This window comes from Reyranella soli, assembly GCF_007992495.1.
In the GTDB taxonomy this organism is placed as follows: Bacteria; Pseudomonadota; Alphaproteobacteria; order Reyranellales; family Reyranellaceae; genus Reyranella; species Reyranella soli.
In genome coordinates this window covers 19465-36179 of sequence record NZ_BKAJ01000103.1, presented here as the reverse complement: position 1 = coordinate 36179, position 16715 = coordinate 19465, and the positions used below count along the sequence as shown (strand labels likewise).

Genomic DNA, 16715 nt, shown 5'->3' with positions numbered 1-16715 from the left:
GCGGCAGCGGAGAAACGCGGCAGCGAGGGTCACTTCTTCTCGATGTTCCAGAACACCGGGATCGGGCTCGCCACCATGCCGCTCAGCCGGTCGGCGCGGGTTGCGGTGGGCAGCGTGTACTGGCCGAGATGGATGTGCGTGCCGTACTGCACGGCGCGCGCTTGCAGCTCGGCGGCGATCTTCTGGCGCGCCGGCAGGTCGGGGGCGCGGGCATAGGCGTCGCGCAGGCGCTCGACCTCGGCGTCGCACGGCCAGCCGAAGTTGGCCTTGTCGCACGAGGCCGTCAGCATGCTGTTGGTCAGCGGGTTCATCATGTCGACCGAGAGCCAGGCCGTCATGAAGCCGTTCCAGCCGCCGTCGGACGGCAGGGTCTTGCGCAGCCGGCGGGCCACGATCGCCTGGAAGTCGAGCGGCACCATCTGCACCTTGAAGCCGCCCTGCTCGAGCAGTGACTTGGCGATCGGCCCGGCATTGGTGAGCACGGCGATGTCGGTGGTGTGCAACATGACGATCGGCGTGCCGTCGTAACCGGCTTCCTTCAGCAGCTCCTTCGACTTGGCGAAGTTCGACTGCAGCAGCCCATCCATGCCGGCGTCGTTCTCCAGCGGCGTGCCGCACACGAACATGGCCTTGCACACCTGGTAGTACTTGTCGTCGCCGATCACGCCCTTCAGAAAGTCCTGCTGGTTGAAGGCATACATGGCGGCGCGGCGCACGCGCTCGTCGTTGAACGGCGGCACCACGGTGTTCCAGCGGAAGGCGTACTGGGCGCCGATCGTGTTGTAGACCTCGAGTCGGACGTTCTTGTCGCCCAGCAGCAGCGACTTCAGGTCGTGCGGCGGCGCCTCGATATAGTCGATCTCGCCGGCCAGCAGGGCGTTCACCGCCGTCTGGTGGTCGGGGATGGCGAGCCATTCGACGCGGTCGACCTTGGCGACCTTGCCGCCGGCCAGGCCGGAGGGCGGCTCGGCGCGCGGCTTGTAGTCCGGATTGCGCACGTAGACGGTGCGGTCGCCGGGCTTCCACTCGTCCTTCTTGAAGATGAAGGGGCCGGAGCCGATGAACTCGTCGATCTGCTTGTTGGGATCGGTGTCGGCGATCCGCTTGGGCATGATGAGCGGCGTCGAGCTGCCGGGCTTGCCCAGCGAATCGAGTACCAGCCCGTAGGGTTCCTTCAGTACCAGCCTGAAGGTCTTGTCGTCGATCGCCTCGAAGCCCGAGACGAAGGTCATGAGCTTGATGCCGGTCGAATCGCGCGCGCCCCAGCGCTTCAGCGAGGCGATGCAGTCCTCGCCGGTGACCGGCTTGCCGTCGTGGAATTTCAGTCCGTCGCGCAGGGTGAAGGTGTAGGTGAGCTTGTCGTCGCTCAGCGTCCAGCGATCGACCATCTGCGGCTGGACTTGCATGCTGGCGTCCATGGCGAACAGCGTGTCCCACACCATGTAGCCGTGGTTGCGCACGATGTTGGCTGTGGTCCAGACCGGATCGAGCACCTTCAGATCCGAGTGCATGACCGCGCGGATGGTCTTGGGCTGCTGGGCGTGGGCGGGCGCGATGAGGAGGGCGAGTAGCCCCAGTATCGCTGTCATCCTGAGCGCAGCGAAGGATCTCATCGCCGGTTGCCACGCCATGAGATCCTTCGCTGCGCTCAGGATGACATGATGCTTCGCGCAGCTCCTCGACATGAGGAGGCCGATTATTCTCACGCTTATCTCCTTGAGTTCAGCTCTGCCAGCGGCTGGTCGCGCGCGCGCCCGGCGCGATCTCGGCTTCGCTGGGCGCCTGCACCTTGGCCATGTGCTCGTAGCGCTGGGCGGCGAACCACAGGGCGTAGTCGCCCATCTTGATCGGCGGATACTTGGCCGGCGCATCCGCCGACTGGCATGACGGTACGCACTCGATGATGGTGTCGTGGTTGGGATCGCAGAAGAACGGCACGGCGTAGCGCAGCTGGCCGGAGAAGTTGCGCACGCGGTGCGGTGTCGACAGGAAACGCTCGTTGGTCCAGCGGTGCAGGATGTCGCCGCCGTTGACCACGAAGGCGTCGGGCACGCCGGGCGCCTCCAGCCAGCGGCCGTCGGGCAGGTTGATCTCCAGGCCCTGCACCTTGTTGGGCGGCAGCAGCGTCATGAACCCCGAATCGGTATGCGCCACCAGGCTGTTCACCGTGTCGTCGGCGCCGTCGATGGCGGGATAGCGCGACATGCGCTGGATGACGTGCGGCTCGGCGAAACAGGCGTCGAAGAAGGTCTCCGGCAGGTCGAGCGAAAGCGCATAGAGCCGCACCAGCTTGCGGCACAGCCCCTCGATCGCGCCCATGTAGGCCAGCATGTTGGCGCGGAAGCCCGGGATGGTGGCCTCGTCCGGCCACTTGTTCATGGCGTGGAAGCGGCGGTTGGCGACGACGTCGGGGTGATCGGGCGCCTTCTCGCGGCGCAGGAAGTAGGCCTCGTTCTGGCTCGGCTTCTTGCCCTGCGCGGCGGCGTTGGGCGGCGGCTTCTGCGCGATCGGCATGTAGCCGATGTTATGCTCGTCGACCTTGACCGCGAGCTTCTTGTCGAGGGGCAGCGCATGGAAGCGCGCGGCCTCGGCATAGGCCAGGTCGATCAGCGCCTGCGGCACGCCGTGGCCGGCGAGGTAGTAGAAGCCGACATTCTCGAAGGCGAAACGCAGCTCGGCGGCAGCACGCTCGGCAGCCCCCGGCGTGCCGGCGAGAAAGCCCGAGACGTCGATCAGCGGGATCTCGCCGCCGATCAGCGTTGGTGGCGCCACACTGGCCGTTGCTTCGCTTGTCCGCGGCTGCATCTCGGTCCCCTGAAGTCCGTTCGCATCATTATGCGCTCGGCAGAGTCAGCAATAAATGCGCCATCCGCATGGGCAACCTGCACGACCGGCGGCACGTTCCGGATTTCGTAACGCCGTTCCTCGATCGTCAGCGGAACCAGTGCCGGATGGCGGCGACCAGAAGAAAGGCGAAGCCGCCGACGGCGCCGCCGACGATGCCGGCCACCGTGAGCAGGATGCGCCGTCGACGATAGCGCAGCTGTAGCTGACGCTCGTACTCGCGGCGCCCGACGCCAATCGGACGGTCATAACGGCCAGGCGGACTGGCGAGATCGCGCGTTCCCTTCCACCACGCCAAGCCTCCGCCCGCGACCGCGAACAAGACCAGCAGCGTGCCGATGATCCAGTTCATGGCGCCATCGCGCTCAGCGCCGCGACGATAGATCCGATAGGACGCATGCCCCCCAACATCCCGAGGGCGAGAGTGGCAGGGCGGGTTGGCGATGTCATCTCGCACCGCAGCGCGAGAGGTTGAGCCAAACCAAAAGGCCAACAAAAAAGGGATGTCCGGCTGCGGACATCCCACTATCGGGACGTAGTCTAGTCCGAAAGAAACAGTCTGGCAACGTCGCGAATATCTCAATAGATGAGAACCCCTTCGCGCCAAGAACGCGCGTATGAAGGGGAACGAGATGATTGCCTGCGGATTGGATTTCGGGACGTCGAACTCGGCGATCGGCATCGCTCGGGGCGACGCCGTCGCCCTGGCGCCGCTCGAAGACGACAGGACGCTGATGCCGAGCGCGGTGTTCTTCGACTACGAAGTGCACCACGTCCGCTTCGGCAGCGACGCCATCTCGGCCTATGTCGGCCAGACCGAAGGCCGGCTGATGCGGGCCCTGAAGACGATCCTGGGCTCGCCATTGATCGACGAGAAGACGAGTCTCGGCAGCCGCAAGGTGCCGCTCACCGAGGTCGTCGGCATCTTCGTGCGCCATCTGAAGCAGAAGGCGGAGATCTTCGCCGGGCAGGAGATCACGGCGGTCGTGCATGGCCGGCCGGTGCGCTTCGTCGACGGCGACGACCAGGCTGATGCGCGCGCGCAAGCCGTGCTCGAGACGATTGCCCGCGAATCGGGGTTCAAGCACATCGTCTTTGTCCCCGAGCCGATCGCCGCCGCCTGGCACTACGAGCAGACGGTGCAGGGCGAAGAGCTGGTGTTGATCGCCGACATCGGCGGCGGCACCAGCGACTTCTCGGTCATCCGCATCGGGCCTAGGCGGCGCGGGCGCGTCGATCGCACAGAGGACATCCTGTCGACGGCTGGCGTGCGCATCGGCGGCACCGATTTCGACAGCGCGCTCAGCCTTGCCGTCGTGATGCCGCTGCTCGGCCTCGGCACGCGGCTGGTCGAGAAGGACCTGCCGATGCCGAACGCGCTCTATCACGAGCTTGCGACCTGGCCGACGATCAACTTCGCCTACACCTACAAGAACGAGCGCGAGGTCGCGGCGCTGGTCCTCGAAGCGTGCGAGCCGGAAAAGGTCGGGCGGCTCTCGACGGTGCTCGGCAAGCGGCTCGGTCACCGTATCGCCTTCGCGGTCGAGGACGCCAAGATCGCGCTCAGCGCCGAGCGCGAGGCGGCAGTGGCCCTCGACTTCATCGAGCAGGAGCTTTTAGCCGAAGCGACGCGCGCCGGTTTCGAAGGGGCGATCCGCACGAGGACCGCCCGGCTGTACCGAACGGCCCGCGACTGCATCGCCGCGGCCGGCCTCGATGGTGCCGCGATCGACACCGTCTTCCTCACCGGCGGCTCGAGCCGCGTCCCCGCCGTCCGCGCCGCGATCGCCGCCGCCGCCCCGGCAGCCCGCCTGGCCTCAGGCTCGGATCTCCTGTCGGTGGCGTCAGGCCTGACGCAGATGGCGGGGAGGATGGCCTAAACCGTCATCCCGACCGGAGCCGAGCGTAGCGAGGCGTAGCGGAGGGACCTTTTTTGTCGATGCGCCGACAAAACAGGTCCCTTGACTGCGCCGCCCTTTCGGGCGGCTCCGCTCGGGATGACGGTTAGAACTCCGAGCTTAGCGAAATCATCACCGTGCGCGGCTGGTTCTGCGACAGGTAGCCGCCCGCCGTGATCCAGTAGTTGTTGTTGCCGACATTGATCACCTGCGCGCGCAGCGACACCGGCTTGCCGTCGGGACGCTCGAACGTGTAGGCGGCGCTGAGGTCGACGCGCGTCCAGGCCGGCGCCGGCTGCAGGTTGGCCGGATCGAGGTAGGTCGAGCCGGTGTAGATGGTGCGTCCGCCGACGGCCAGGCCCCTCACGAACGGCGTCTCCCAGTCCAATCCGACATTGGCCTGGAAGGTCGGCACGCCGACCGCGTACTTGCCGTTGTTGGTGCCGTTCAGCGTGTTGGTCTGGATCGCCTCGAGGACGGAGAAGCCGCCGATCGGCCTGAGGCCGGGCAGGGGCTCGCCAAACATGGTGAATTCGATGCCGCGGTTGCGCTGCTGGCCGTCGACGACGAGCGAGTTGCTGATGGGATTGGTGAACGAGCTCGGCCGCGTGATCTGGAAGGCGCTGAGCGTGGCGCCGAAGTTGCCGAGGTCGAGCTTGGTGCCGGCCTCGAACTGGGTGGAGACGAACGGCGGGAACACCTGGCCCGCATTGGCGAGCCCGGCTCCGGCGATCGGGCCCTGCTCGAGCGCCTGGATGAAGTTGCCGTAGAACGACACCTGCTTCCACGGCCGCACGATCATGCTCACCGACGGCGTCACGGCATTGGCATCGTAGCCCGGCGTCGGCTGGCCGGTCGTGCCGCTCCAGTTCGAGACCTGGGCAGCCTGCCAGCGAACGCCGCCGATCAGCTGGATGCGCTCCTCGAGGGCCGACATGGCGTCGATGACGCCGATGCTCTTCAGCACCTGCTGCGAGGTCAGCAGTGGCCACGGCAGCGACGGGTAGAGGTTCGGCCCCGGCGGCAGGCCGGGCGCGTAGATGTTCGAGGTGAAGGCCGGCAATGCCCGGGTGCCCGACCCCGTCCAGGTGCTGAGCATCTGGCCGCTGACGACGGCTTCGTGCTTCACCGCACCGGTCGCGAAGCGGACGCGCACGCCGGTGTCGGCGCTGACCGCTTCGTTGAAGTTGATGTTGTTGTTGGGCGAGGCGGTGATGGCGCCCGAGCTGTTGGTGATGGTCGGAAAGGCGAGCGCGAACGCGCCGTTGGTGCGCCGGCCGCCGACCTTGGCGTAGGCCGTGATGTCAGGCGTGAAGTCGTGCTCGAAGCGCAGCATGCCGTAGGTTTCGGTGACGAACTTGAACAGCCATGACGGGTAGTAGTTGTTCTGCGCATTGGGCGCCGCCGGCAGCTGCAGGCCGGCGCCGAGGAACGTGCCGCCCTGCGTGCCCGTGATGTTGCGGTTGGTGTAGCCGATGTCGGCGTCGATGCGGGTGTTCTCGCCGCGGAAGTCGAAGCCCGCCGTCAGGTTGAGCAGCGTGTCGGTCTGGTTGGAGACCGAGGTGTTGCCGCCCATGAACGCCGCGTTGAGGCGCAGGCCGACGCTGTCGTCCGGCCCGAAGCGCCGCCCGAAATCGATGTTGCCGCCGAACTGGCCGTTGCTGGCATAGCGCGCCGTGAGCTGGGTGATCGGCGCCACAGTCGCGCGCTTGGGCGAGAAGTTCATGGTGCCGCCGATCGCTCCGTTGGGCGGCATGCCGCTCAGCATCGCCGACGGCCCACGGAACACCTCGATGCGCTCGATGCCCGCCAGATCGACGTTGAAGACCGGCGTCACGCCGTACAGGCCGTTGAACGACATGTCGCCGGTGCCGAGCAGGAAGCCGCGGATCTGCATGCGATCGTCGTAGGCGCCCTGGGCGTAGAGCGGCCGGATCGTCGGATCGTCGTTGACCGCGTCGACCAGGGTGCGGGCCTGGTTCCGCTCGATGTACTTCTCGGTGTAGGTCGTCGTGCTGAACGGCGTGTCCATGTAATCGCGATTGCCGAGCTCGCCGACGCGGCCGCCGCGCGCGACGTTGCCGCCGGCATAGACGGGCAGGGGATTGCCGATCTCGGCCTGGGCCGGCGGCGTATTCGCCTGCACGCGCACCGGATCGAGCTGTACGGCGCTGCTGCTGTCGGGGCCGCCCGAGACCGTCACGGCGTTGGGCGAGGTGAAGCGGTAGGACACGCCGGTGCCTGCAAGGAGGCGCTGCAACGCTTGCTCGGCGGTCATGGCGCCGGCGACGGCGCTGCTGGACTTGCCCGAGACGGCGGCGGCGTTGACGGCGATCTGCAGGCCGGCCTGCTGGCCGAAGGCGGTCAGCGCCTGGGCCAGCGGCTGTGCCGGAATGTCGAACGTCGTGGTGCGACCGGCCTGGGCTTCAAGCGGTGCGGGCTCGACGATCGGCGCCTGCGCCGAGGCCTGGGTCGCGATGAACACGCCGATTGTCGCCAACGCGATCGCCGGCAGTTCGAACTTCGATGGCACGTGCAGAATCCCCCGTCACTCCTCCGTGCCGGCGGGACCACGGAAACCTCGACCCTCGACTCCGTGACAAGCGAGAGCCGGGAGATTTAAGTCTCAAACCGTCATCCCGAGCGAAGCCACCCGAAGGGCGGCGTAGTCGAGGGACCTCGTCTTGACGATGCATCGACAAAACAGGTCCCTCCACTTCACCTCGCTGCGCTCGGCTCCGGTCGGGATGACGGGGTGGGGCGACTACCGTCCCGAGATCACCAACAGGTATGGCGTGATCTCGGTCAGCTTGCCGTTTTGCGACTCGGCCAGCGCCGTCAGCGCCTCGACCGGACGCGTGAGGTCGAACACGCCGCTCACCAGCTGGCGTCCGAGCGTGCGGTCGGGCAGCAGGATCAGCCCGGCATGGTGACGCCCCAGCTCCTCGATCACATCGTCGAGTGTGGCGTCGTGCACGACCAGCCGGCGGCGGCGCCATGACGCGATTTCTGCCGGCGCGACCTCGCCCTGCACGATGCCGCCTGACGCACGGTCGACCACCGCGCGTTGGCCGCGCGTCAGCACCGTCGGTGCTCCCTTGCCGCCGGACACCTCGACCGTGCCGGACTGCACGTCGACCGACACGGCCCGCTCTGACGACCGCACGCTGAAGGCCGTCCCGGTCACCGTCACCGTCACGTCGCCGGACCGCACCCGGAATGGCCGGCCCTGCAGCGAGCTCACCTCGAAGAAGGCCTGGCCGCCCAGCAGAGCGACATCGCGCCCGGCCGCGGCGTATTTCACCGCGATCGCGCTGCCGGCATCGAGGTGGACGACGCTGCCGTCCTCCAGCACCACCTCGCGCAGCTCGGCCACGCCGGTCATGTGGTCGGCCAGCACGCGCATCTGCAGGGCGGGAAAGAAGTAGAGGGCCACGCACGCCGCCAGCGCCATTGCCGCGGCAGCGACCCTGCGGCGCCAGCGCGGCCGGGCAACGCGAACAACCGGCGTCGGGCGCGCCACGTCGCCCAGGCGGCGCCAAGTATGGCCCATCACCCGCGACGCCTCGCGATTGGCCTCGCTGTGGGCAAGCCACGCCTCGAACGCCGCCTTCAGCTCGGCATCGTCGGGCGCCGCCTCCAGGCGCAGCAGCCAGTCCATGGCCTGCTCCCGGGCAGATCGTCCGCCGTCAGCAGTTGGGTTCAAGCGTTCCATCCAAGTCATAGACTAGCGGCGCCGTCGCCATTTAAGTCGGCTCGCCAAATAGTGATCAGGCGCCGTCCTCCTCGCCGAACAGCCGCCGCGCCGCATGCAGGCCCGCCTCCTTGACGAGTTGATGAGCCCGCACGACCGACACGCCCAGCCGGTCCGCCACCTGCTGCAGGGTGCAGCCGTCGATCTTGTGGAGATAGAACGCGGTCTGCGTGCGCTCGGGCAGCTCGGCGATGGCTTCCTGCAGCACGCGCAGCTCGTCGCGATAGTACAGGACGCGCTCGACGCTGGGTTCGTCGGCGGCAACGCTTTCCATTGCGGGCTCAGGCAGCGCGACCGGGCCGTGGTTGGCGGCGCGCTGGCTCCAGTTGAGGGCGAGGTTGCGGACGATCGTATAGAGATAGGCCAGCGGCTGGGCGATCTGGCCATCCTCGGCGCGGCGCGCGGAGAAGCGCAGCCAGGCTTCCTGGACGACGTCCTCGGCGCTGGCGCGGTCGCGCACGATCCGGTTGGCGTAGTTCAGTAGCCGGTCGCGATGCTCGATGTAGGTCGTGAGGGCGGAATCGCGCGGTAACAAGGCCTGTCTAAAATGCGAATGATTCGCATTTGTAGCTTATAGAGCCGGATGGAAGGGAGATGCAAGCGCGGTCTATTTTCCCGTCATCCCGAGCGGAGCCGCCCGAAGGGCGGCGTAGTCGAGGGACCTCGTCTTGTCGACGCATCAACAAAAACAGGTCCCTCCACTACGCCTCGTTACACTCGGCTCCGGTCGGGATGACGAGACTTTTTGACGATATGCGATAGCCTCGTTTCACCATTTGGAGACCTGACCGATGCCGCTCGGCTACTACGACGTGGGCGCCACGCCCTTCTTCGCCCTCCAGGCCGACCAGCGCGTCAGCTACTGCCTGTACGTCCCGAAATCGCTGAAGGACCGTGACAGGTCGGCCTGCCGGCTGATCGTCGCCGTCCATGGCACCGGCCGAACCGCGACCGCCTATCGCGATGGCTTCGCCGATCTCGCCGAGCGCACGGGCTCGATCGTGCTCGCGCCGCTCTTTCCCATCGGCCTGATCGAGCCCGGCGAGTTGTCGAACTTCAAGCGACTGAAGTTCCACGACATGCGCTTCGATCTGCTCCTGCTCTCGATGATCGACGAGGTGACCACGAAGTACGGTATCGATTCACGTCGCCTGTTGCTGTTCGGCTTCTCGGGCGGCGGACAGTTCGTGCACCGCTTCTATACCCTGTATCCGCAGCGCTTGGCTGCCGTGTCGATCGGCGCACCGGGCAACGTCACGCTGATCGACGACAGGCGCGACTGGTGGGTCGGCACGCGCAACCTCGAGGCCGAGTTCGGCGTCGCCGTCGACCTCGAGGCCATGCGCCGCGTCCGCGTGCAGATGCTGGTGGGGGCGGAGGACACCGAGACCTGGGAGATCACCATCAAGCCCGGCGATGCCGCCTGGATGGAGGGCGCCAACGATGCCGGCCGCACGCGCATCGACCGGCTGGCGACGCTCAAGGCCAACTACGAAAAGCACGGCATCGCCGTGCGGCACGACCTGCTGCCGGGGCTCGGCCATGCCGGACCGAGCGCGCTGCAGCCGGTCATCGAGTTCTTCGAGCAGGTGCTGGCGGAAAAGTCGAAATGAGAGATGCGACTTGGAAAATTACGGTAGTTATAGTATATTAACTACAGTTTTATTCCATGGAGCCCTCATGACCAGCCGTCGCAAGCGATCTCCCGAGGCCGGGCGCATCGCCGCATCCGCAACACTCCCTGTCATCCCAGTCGCGCCGCTCACCTCGCCCGGCGATGCGGGGCCGCCGAATCGGCCGACACGTGCCCGCCTGCAGACCTACTTCCTGCGCCGACTGGCGAACTCTGGCTCGGTTGCGGAGGCCGCGGCGCAGGTGGGCACGACGCCGCGAACGGTGCGGCGCTGGCGCGCCGCCAACCCCGCCTTCGCGCGCCGCTACGAGGAAGCGCTGGCAGGCCGTCTGGAGATCCTGGAGGACCTGGCCATGCGCCGGGCGTTGGGTGCCGATCGCCGGCCGGTCTTCCATCGTGGCAAGCAGATCGCGTCGGTCGAGCGGCACAACGACGCCATGCTGATGCGCCTGCTGGCCCGGTTCGACCGCCTGCGCGAGCGCCAGGCGCTGCGGACGGGCGCGACCGGCGGATGGCAAGACGACGTCGACGATCTCGCCTTGCTCGACGCTGCCGGCGAGCAAGCACGGCAGGAAGCCTTGCGCGAGCGGGAAGGATGATTGTCGCGTGCGTCCCCGTTTAGGGGACAGGCGATCGGGTGTCCTGGACGGCTGTCCGGGAGCAGGATCAACGGCTTGGCCGGCGATATCGCTACGCGGCGCGAACATGATCCGGTTTTTAGGTGAGCGCGTTTCATGCGACACAGGAAGTCGACATCCACGGAGGAAGTTTTCATGGCATCGCCGCTTTTCGACCTCACAGGCAAGGTCGCCGTCGTCACCGGCTCGAGCAAGGGCATCGGCAAGTCGATCGCCATGCATCTCGCTCTGCAGGGCGCCAAGGTCGTGGTGTCGTCGCGCAAGAAGCCGGCCTGCGACGAGGCCGCTGCCGAGATCCGCAAGGCGGGTGGCGAGGCGATCGTCATCCCCTGCAACATCTCCGACAAGGCACAGTGCGAGAACCTGATCGCCGAAACCGGGAAGCAGCTAGGGCCGGTCGACGTGCTGGTGCTGAACGCCGCCACCAATCCCTATTACGGGCCGACCGACAAGATGCCGGACGAGGCCTTCACCAAGATCATGCAGAACAACATCCTGTCCAACATCTGGCTGATCAATCTCTGCACGCCCGAGATGAAGGCCAAGAAGGACGGCTCGGTGATCATCGTGTCGTCGATCGGCGGCGTGCGGGCGAGCACGGTGATCGGCGCCTACTGCATCTCCAAGGCGGCCGACATGCAGCTCGCGCGCAACCTCGCGGCCGAGCTCGGGCCGCATAATATCCGCGTCAACACCATCGCGCCCGGCCTGGTGCGCACCGACTTCGCCCGCGCGCTGTGGGAGGACGCGAAGTATCTCGAGAAGCGCCTGGAGACGGCGCCGCTGCGCCGCATCGGCGAGCCCGACGACATCGGCGGCATCGCCGTCATGCTGGCCGGCAAGGCCGGCGCCTTCATCACCGGCCAGACGATCATCGCCGATGCGGGCGTGACGATTGGTGGTTAATCGTCTTGCCGGAGCGCGGACCTCCAGGTCCGCGCTCCGGCAAGAACACTAAGCCGTCTTCCTGAACGTCACCACCAGCACGTCGCGATATGCCGGCTGCGCCGGATTCTCCGGCTCGACCGGGGTGACGCCGTGATAGCAGCGCGCATCGTCGACCAGGGCGGAGTCGAGCGGGTCGGTCAGCGTGAAGCTGCCCAGCGTGCGCTTGTCGAGGTCATGCACCGTGGTCGTGCCGCTCTGGATGTTGCGGCGGTTGACCAGCAGCACCAGCACGTAGTCGACGCCGTCGCGGTGCATGCCCTCGGGCGTGGGCTTGCCATGCTCGCCCTGGCGCGCCTCGATGCGAAACTGGTGGGCCTCGACGTGCCAGCGCGTGGTCTCGGGCGCGAGCCGGCTGAACAGGGCGCGGCAGCATTCCAGGATGGTGCGCATGCTGGCGCCGTCGCCGATCTCCTCGGTGATCGGCTTGAACCAGCGCTCGATGCCGCCGTTCAGATGGTTGTAGTCCAGGGTCTGGTAGTGCGGCTGGTGGGGCCCGCGCAGGATCGGCCCCTGGCGGCCGGCGGCCCAGACGCCGAAGCGGCGGCGGCGGTAACGGCCGCCATCGGCCATGTAGGTGTCGACCTCGAGATCGTTCCAGCTGTCGGCGAAGGCCGGCCAGTCGGCCAGGGTGCCGAAACGGGCGAGAGCATTGCGCATGTCCGAGGCTTCGACGAACGCGTAGCCCGCGCGGGCGATGCCGTCGCGGATGCCCGTGGCGTTCTGCAGGCCGGTTCCGATCTCGCTCATGACGGCAAACCTACCATCCCGTTACAACACCGGCATATGATCTAAAGTCTGGGCCGACCCGGAGAAAACAATGCCATACGCCACTACCGACGATCGCGTGAAGCTCTGGTACGAGGAGACCGGCGCCGGCCAGCCCATCGTGTTCGTCCACGAGTTCGCGGCCGACCACCGCTCGTGGGAGCCGCAGATGCGCCACTTCGGCCAGCGCTACCGCTGCATCACTTATGGTGCCCGCGGCTATCCGCCGTCGGACGTGCCGTCGAGCCCCGAGAGCTACTCCCAGAACCGCGCCACCGACGACATCGCCGCGGTCATGGACCATCTCAAGATCGACAAGGCGCATGTCGTCGGCCTGTCGATGGGCGGCTTCGCCACCCTGCATTTCGGCTTCCGCCATCCCCAACGTGCGCTATCGCTGGTCGTTGCCGGCTGCGGCTACGGCGCGGAGAAGGAGCAGCAGGCCAAGTTCCGCGCCGAGGTCGAGGTCGTGGCCAAGTCCCTCAAGGATGAGGGCATGGCCAAGTTCGCCGAGAAGTACGCCTACGGCCCGACGCGCGTGCAGTTCGAGAACAAGGACCCGCGCGGCTTCGCCCAGTTCAAGAAGGAGCTCGGCGAGCATTCGGCCCTGGGCTCGGCGAACACCCAGATCGGCGTGCAGGGGCAACGCCCCTCGCTCTACGACCTGTTGGATCAGATGCGGGCGATGACCATCCCGACCTTGATCCTGACCGGCGACGAGGACTGGCCCTGCCTCGCCCCCTCGGTGCTGATGAAGCGCGAGATCCCGTCGGCGGCGCTGTCGGTGATGCCGAACTGCGGCCACACCATCAACATCGAGGATCCCGACCAGTTCAACCGCCTGGTCGGCGACTTCATCGTCCAGGTCGAAGCCGGCCGCTGGCCCAAGCGCGACCCGAGGGCGGTCAGCGCGTCGATCACGGGGATGCGTTAACGTTTGAATCATGCTCTTCCGGACCGGAGGTCCGCGCTCCCGTCAGGCCGTCAGCCCGCCGTCGCAGACGAATTCCGAGCCGGTCGAGAAGGAGCTCTCGTCCGACAGCAGGAACAGGATCATGTGGGCGACCTCTTCGGCGCGGCCGAGGCGCCCCAGCGGATGCAGCTCCTCGAGCCACTGGCGGCCGCTCATGTTGCCGATCGACTGGTCGAGGCGGGGCGCGATCATCGGCGTGTCGATATAGCCCGGATGCACCGAATTGCAGCGGATGTTGTACTTCATCTGGGCGCAGTGCAGCGCCACGTGCTTGGTGAGCAGCCGCACCGCCCCCTTGCTGGCGCAGTAGGCCATCGCATAGGAGGCGCCGCGCAGGCCGAGCACCGAGGAGATGTTGACGATCGAGCCGCCGCCCGCCTGTTTCATCGCCGGGATCGCGGCCTTGCAGCCCAAGAACGTGCCCAGGCCGTTGATGTCGTTGACGCGGCGGAACTCGGCGAGCGAACAGTCCTCAATCGAGTTGCGCACGCCCACGCCCGCCGCGTTCAGAAGACCGTGCAGGCCGCCAAACGTCTCTACCGTCGCCGCGACGGCCTTGGTCCAGGAGGTTTCGTCGGCGACGTCGAGAGCCGTGAAAAGTGCACCATCACCGAGTTCATCGGCGAGCGCGCGGCCCTTGGCCTCGTCGCGGTCGGCCAGCACCGCCTGGCCGCCTTGGCGCACGACCAGCCGCGCCGTTGCCGCCCCGATGCCCGAGGCGCCGCCGCTTATGAGCACGACCTTGCCCTCAAGACGCGACAAAGGGCTGCCTCCTCATCAGGCCGGTGGTGATGCCGCCGTCGGCCGCGATCTCCGCGCCGGTCACGAAGCTCGATCGGTCGGAGGCGAGCCACAGCACGACCTCACCGATCTCGCCGGGCTCGGCCATGCGACCGATCGGGTGACGCTTGTCGATCATGGCCTTGCCCTGGTCGCGGCCCATGAACTGCCACAGCAGATCGAAGATCGGCGTGTCGACGCCGCCCGGATGCACCGCGTTGCAGCGGATGTCGTACTTCTGCTCGGCGCAATAGAGCGCCACGCTCTTGCTCAGCAATCGCACCGCGCCCTTGCTCGCCGTGTAGGCGATCGAGCCCGCGCCGGCCTGCAGGCCGGCGACCGAGGAGATGTTGACGATCGAGCCCTTCGACGTCGACTTGTCCGGACCTGTCCGCTTCATGCCCTGGATGGCGTACTTGCAGCCCAGGAACACGCCTTCGGCGTTGACCGCCTGTACGCGCTGCCAGGTCTCGACGTCGGTGCTCTCGACGCTGCCGGCGCCGCCCGAGATGCCGGCATTGTTGATCATGATGTCGAGCCGGCCTTCGCGCTCCAGCACGTCGGCCAGCAGGGCCTGCCAGGATTCCTCGGCAGTGACGTCGTGCCTGACAAACCGGCCAATGCCGTCTTTGGCGGCGTTGAGGTCGGCCACGACCACCGCCGCGCCGGCCGCCGCCAGCAAGGCGGCCGATGCTGCGCCGATGCCCGACGCGCCGCCGGTGACGATCGCTACCTGTCCGGAAAGTTCCCCGCTCATGTCGACGTCACCATAGCGATCAGGCTGCAAGTGCAGTAGCCTTTGCGGCAGATGGAGGATCGCATGGCGAAGCTCGGGGGATTTGTCGTGGCGCTGGGGGCGCTGTCGATCATGGCGTGCACCCAGACCGGACAGGGCGGGGGAATGGCGGGAACAGGTTCGCAGCCGGCGGTGCCGCCGCCGGGCCTGACGGTGGCGCAGGCGGCGGCCTATTGCACGACGCTCGGCAACACCTATGCGACATATGTCGGCACGGTCGGCGCCTACCTTGGCAGCGCCATCCGCGGTGGCGAGCCCGCCGATCTCGATGCCCGCGTGGCCATCGCCAACTGCCAGGACGGCAACTACGCCGCCGGCATCCCGGTGCTGCAGGAGAAGCTGCGCGACAACCGGGTCACGGTGCCCCCGCCGCCGACGGGTTGATCGCCGTCCAAAGAAAAACCCGGGTGGTTGCCCACCCGGGTCTCTCGTTGTCGTCATCCTGATGATTAGAAGCCGAGCGGCTCGGTCACGCGTGTCCACTTGCCGTTCTTGACCTCGGCCAGGAACGAGGAGTTGGCGCCCTGGCGGATGTTGGGGCCGAAGGAGACCTGCGGGCCGTTGAAGATGTCCTTGTAGTTCTTGATCGCTTCCATGCCCTTGATAAAGCTGTCGAGCGTCAGGTCCTTGCCGGCGTTCTTCACGCCCTGCACCGCGAGGTCGGCGGCGACGTAGCCATAGACCGCACCGATGTTGGGATCGACGTTGAACTTCTTCTTGTAGTCCTCGACGAACTTCTTCACCGAGGCGACATTGCTGTCGACATAGGGCATCTCGGTCAGGCCCATGCCATAGAAGCCCTCCATGCCCTGCGCCGCGCCGACGACCAGGTCGTAAACGGCGGCCGAACCGAGGAAGTCGACGTCCGTCCAGCCCGCCTTGCGCGCCGTCGTGTAGGGAACGATCGAGTCGCGCACGATGGTGCCCATGACGATCAGGTCGCAACCGGCACTGCGCAGCTTGGTGATGGGCGCGGTGAAGTCCTGGTCGGTCGGCTTGTGCGCTGTCGTCTCGGCGATCTTGATGCCGAGCTTCTTGGTTTGCAGCTCCGCACCCTCGAGCACTTCCTTGCCGAAGTCGGTGTCCTGGTACATCACGCAGACCGCCTTCTTGCCCTTCGTCTTGACGAAATAATCGATGCCCGAGCGCACCTGGTCGACGTAGGAGGCGGCACCGTAGAACTTCAGCCGCTCATAGGGCTCGTACATCGAGCGCGCGGCCGACAAGGGGAAGAGGTTGGGCACACCCACCGCGAACTGGTCCTTGAAGCATGCGTTGTTCATCGGCGTGCCGAGCGGGGCCACGAAGGCGAAGACCTTGTCGCGGTTGATCAGCTTATTGCAGGCCTGCACCGCCTTGGGCACCTGGTAGCCCTGATCCTCGATGATGACCTTGAGCTTGCGGCCGTTGATGCCGCCCGCATCGTTGATCTCGTCGAAGCGCATCTTGACGCCGTTCGACGACGACACGCCGTAGGTCGCGGCGACGCCCGACAGGTCGGTGTGCATGCCGAAGGTCACTTCGCTCGCCGTGACGCCGCGCGTCTGGGCCGAGGCCGCGCCGGCCAGCGACACAGCCGCCGTCGCGACCGCCATTGTCTTGACGATAGTCCACTTGCTCATCGCATTCCCTCCCGTGGGATAGCGGCATCTGTTTTTGTAAGCCGCCTTTGGCACCACTATACCG

At 66.7% G+C, this 16715-nt stretch carries 16 protein-coding genes; 6 read left to right on the top strand and 10 right to left on the bottom strand.

The features are described 5' to 3' along the window. Positions 1–29: 29 nt before the first annotated feature. From RSO01_RS28560 to RSO01_RS28550, 3 genes are all read right to left on the bottom strand, one after another. Complete coding sequence (locus RSO01_RS28560; protein ID WP_246158886.1) at positions 30–1589, bottom strand: ABC transporter substrate-binding protein; 1560 nt, start codon at positions 1587–1589, stop codon at positions 30–32. A 133-nt stretch (positions 1590–1722) separates the two neighbouring features. Then, positions 1723–2805 carry an isopenicillin N synthase family dioxygenase gene (locus RSO01_RS28555; RefSeq protein WP_147153923.1) on the bottom strand — a complete coding sequence of 361 codons (1083 nt, stop codon included), beginning with the start codon at positions 2803–2805 and terminating at the stop codon, positions 1723–1725. Between the two features lie 127 nt (positions 2806–2932). Then, on the bottom strand, positions 2933–3196 hold the full coding sequence (locus RSO01_RS28550; RefSeq protein WP_147153921.1) for a hypothetical protein: 264 nt from the start codon (positions 3194–3196) through the stop codon (positions 2933–2935). Positions 3197–3461: 265 nt separating this feature from the next. On the opposite strand from RSO01_RS28550, the gene RSO01_RS28545 reads away from it, so the two are divergent. Beyond that, entirely contained in the window at positions 3462–4724 is a 1263-nt protein-coding gene (locus RSO01_RS28545) for an Hsp70 family protein (RefSeq protein WP_147153919.1), read from the top strand. A 124-nt stretch (positions 4725–4848) separates the two neighbouring features. Here the strand turns inward: RSO01_RS28545 and RSO01_RS28540 are convergent, their stop codons facing one another. The 3 genes from RSO01_RS28540 to RSO01_RS28530 all read right to left on the bottom strand — a co-directional run bounded on the left by RSO01_RS28540 (position 4849) and on the right by RSO01_RS28530 (position 9031). After that, complete coding sequence (locus RSO01_RS28540; protein ID WP_147153917.1) at positions 4849–7275, bottom strand: TonB-dependent receptor; 2427 nt, start codon at positions 7273–7275, stop codon at positions 4849–4851. Between the two features lie 231 nt (positions 7276–7506). Beyond that, positions 7507–8403: a FecR family protein gene (locus RSO01_RS28535; RefSeq protein ID WP_170303419.1), complete on the bottom strand. Its 897-nt coding sequence runs from the start codon at positions 8401–8403 to the stop codon at positions 7507–7509. Positions 8404–8512: 109 nt separating this feature from the next. Beyond that, positions 8513–9031, bottom strand: coding sequence for an RNA polymerase sigma factor (locus tag RSO01_RS28530; RefSeq protein ID WP_147153908.1), 519 nt, complete (start codon positions 9029–9031; stop codon positions 8513–8515). A 256-nt stretch (positions 9032–9287) separates the two neighbouring features. On the opposite strand from RSO01_RS28530, the gene RSO01_RS28525 reads away from it, so the two are divergent. From RSO01_RS28525 to RSO01_RS28515, 3 genes are all read left to right on the top strand, one after another. Then, a complete protein-coding gene (locus RSO01_RS28525) occupies positions 9288–10109 on the top strand; it encodes an alpha/beta hydrolase family protein (protein ID WP_147153906.1) in 822 nt (273 codons plus the stop codon). 67 nt (positions 10110–10176) lie between these two features. Next, positions 10177–10728, top strand: coding sequence for a hypothetical protein (locus tag RSO01_RS28520; protein WP_147153904.1), 552 nt, complete (start codon positions 10177–10179; stop codon positions 10726–10728). A 174-nt stretch (positions 10729–10902) separates the two neighbouring features. Next, on the top strand, positions 10903–11673 hold the full coding sequence (locus RSO01_RS28515) for an SDR family NAD(P)-dependent oxidoreductase (protein ID WP_147153902.1): 771 nt from the start codon (positions 10903–10905) through the stop codon (positions 11671–11673). Positions 11674–11721: 48 nt separating this feature from the next. Here RSO01_RS28515 and RSO01_RS28510 read toward each other — a convergent pair whose 3' ends face one another. Beyond that, positions 11722–12462, bottom strand: coding sequence for a 2OG-Fe dioxygenase family protein (locus tag RSO01_RS28510; protein WP_147153900.1), 741 nt, complete (start codon positions 12460–12462; stop codon positions 11722–11724). 70 nt (positions 12463–12532) lie between these two features. Here RSO01_RS28510 and RSO01_RS28505 point away from each other — a divergent pair, with 70 nt between their 5' ends. Beyond that, complete coding sequence (locus tag RSO01_RS28505; protein ID WP_147153898.1) at positions 12533–13414, top strand: alpha/beta fold hydrolase; 882 nt, start codon at positions 12533–12535, stop codon at positions 13412–13414. Between the two features lie 42 nt (positions 13415–13456). Here RSO01_RS28505 and RSO01_RS28500 read toward each other — a convergent pair whose 3' ends face one another. Then, positions 13457–14215, bottom strand: a complete 759-nt coding sequence (locus RSO01_RS28500) for an SDR family oxidoreductase (RefSeq protein ID WP_147153896.1) — start codon at positions 14213–14215, stop codon at positions 13457–13459. Beyond that, on the bottom strand, positions 14202–14990 hold the full coding sequence (locus tag RSO01_RS28495) for an SDR family oxidoreductase (protein ID WP_147153894.1): 789 nt from the start codon (positions 14988–14990) through the stop codon (positions 14202–14204). Before RSO01_RS28495 ends, RSO01_RS28500 begins: the two co-directional genes overlap by 14 nt. A gap of 63 nt (positions 14991–15053) precedes the next feature. Between RSO01_RS28495 and RSO01_RS28490 the strand changes: the two genes are divergently transcribed. Further along, positions 15054–15413, top strand: a complete 360-nt coding sequence (locus RSO01_RS28490; protein ID WP_147153892.1) for a hypothetical protein — start codon at positions 15054–15056, stop codon at positions 15411–15413. A 65-nt stretch (positions 15414–15478) separates the two neighbouring features. Here RSO01_RS28490 and RSO01_RS28485 read toward each other — a convergent pair whose 3' ends face one another. Further along, entirely contained in the window at positions 15479–16651 is a 1173-nt protein-coding gene (locus RSO01_RS28485; protein ID WP_170303417.1) for an ABC transporter substrate-binding protein, read from the bottom strand. Positions 16652–16715 lie beyond the last annotated feature (64 nt).